This is a genomic window from Amycolatopsis palatopharyngis (assembly GCF_003385185.1).
Lineage (GTDB): Bacteria > Actinomycetota > Actinomycetes > Mycobacteriales > Pseudonocardiaceae > Amycolatopsis > Amycolatopsis palatopharyngis.
This window is the reverse complement of record NZ_PQHZ01000117.1, coordinates 1-1,936: the sequence shown is the minus strand read 5'-3', so window position 1 is coordinate 1,936 and position 1,936 is coordinate 1. Positions and strand designations below refer to the sequence as shown.

1 protein-coding gene is annotated in these 1,936 nt (G+C 66.9%); it reads right to left on the bottom strand.

The genetic code is table 11. The features are described from left to right. Positions 1–8: 8 nt before the first annotated feature. Positions 9–1,936, bottom strand: a 1,928-nt coding sequence (gene acs, locus D0C15_RS33795; RefSeq protein WP_116052091.1) for an acetate--CoA ligase, incomplete at its 5' end; no start/stop codon positions are given.

Sequence of the window (1,936 nt, the reverse complement as noted above, 5' to 3'; positions counted from 1 at the left end):
TCGGATGGTTATTCGTCGGTGGTGTTTTTGTTGAGGCCGGTGGTGATTTGGTCCATGACGGTGGTGTCGGCGAGGGTGGTGACGTCGCCGATTTCGCGGTTTTCGGCGATGTCGCGGAGGAGTCGGCGCATGATTTTGCCGGAGCGGGTTTTGGGGAGTTCGCCGACGACGAGGATTTGGCGGGGTTTGGCGATGGGGCCGATTTCGCTTGCGACGTGGTTGCGCAGGGTGGTGGCGGTGTCGTCGCCGTGGTCGGCGGCGGTGCCGCGGAGGATGACGAACGCGACGATGCCCTGGCCGGTGGTGGGGTCGGTGGCGCCGACGACGGCGGCTTCGGCGACGTCGGGGTGGGACACGAGGGCGGATTCGACCTCGGTGGTGGAGATGCGGTGCCCGGAGATGTTCATGACGTCGTCGACGCGGCCCAGTAGCCAGATGTCGCCGTCGTCGTCGTATTTCGCGCCGTCACCGGCGAAGTAGAAGCCCTGCTCGGCGAAGCGGGACCAGTAGGTGTCGCGGAAGCGTTGCTCGTCGCCCCAGATCCCGCGCAGCATCGCCGGCCACGGCTGGTCGAGCACCAGGTAGCCGCCGCCGCCCGGGGGGACCTCCACGCCCTGGTCGTCGACGACCTTCGCGGAGATCCCGGGCAGGGTGCGTTGCGCGGAGCCGGGTTTGGTGGCGGTGACCCCGGGCAGCGGGGAGATCATGATCGCCCCGGTCTCGGTTTGCCACCAGGTGTCCACCACCGGGCACCGGTCACCACCGATGTGTTCGCGGTACCACATCCACGCCTCCGGGTTGATCGGCTCACCCACACTGCCCAGCACCCGCAGCGACGAGAGGTCGTAGCGGGCGGGGATGTCGGCGCCCCACTTCATGAACGTGCGGATCAACGTCGGCGCGGTGTAGTAGATCGACACCTTGTACTCGTCGATGATCTCCCAGTGCCGCCCCTCGTGCGGGGTGTTCGGCGTGCCCTCATACACCACCTGCGTGGCCCGGTTCGCCAACGGCCCGTACACGATGTAGGAATGCCCGGTCACCCACCCGATATCGGCGGTGCACCAGTACACATCCTCGCCCGCCTTGTGATCGAACACCGCATCATGGGTGTACGCCACCTGCGTCAAAAACCCACCCGAAGTGTGCAGAATCCCCTTCGGCTTCCCCGTCGTGCCCGAGGTGTAGAGGATGAACAACGGATGCTCCGCGTCGAACGCCTCCGCCGTGTGCTCCTGCGACTGGGCCTCGACCAGCTCATGCCACCACACATCCCGGCCCTCGACCCACGGCACCTCATCCCCGGTCCGGCGCACCACCACCACCGAGGCCACCGACTCCGCCCCCGCCAACGCCTCATCCACATTGGCCTTCATCGGCGCCGCCTTACCCCGCCGATACTGCCCATCGGAGGTGATCACCACCTTCGCCCGCGCATCATCGACCCGCGACCGCAACGCCGCCGGGGAAAACCCCCCGAACACCACACTGTGCAACGCCCCGATCCGCGCGCACGCCAACATCGCCACGATCGCCTCCGGGATCATCGGCAACTGAATCGCGACCCGATCCCCCGACCCCACCCCCAACGACACCAACGCATTCGCCGCCCGGCACACCTCGGCCTGCAACTGCCCATACGTCACATCCCGCCGATCACCCGGCTCCCCCACCCAATGCAACGCGACCTGATCGCCGAACCCCGCCTCCACATGCCGATCCACACAGTTATAAGCCACATTCAACCGGCCACCCACAAACCACCGCGCCACCGGAGCCCCGGACCAGTCCAGCACCCGATCCCACCGCCGCTCCCACGACAACCGCCCAGCCTGCTCCGCCCAAAACCCCTCACGATCCACCCCAGCCCGCTCATACCACTCCCCAGACACATTCGCCCCCGCAACGAACTCAGCAGAGGGCGCAAAAGAACGGG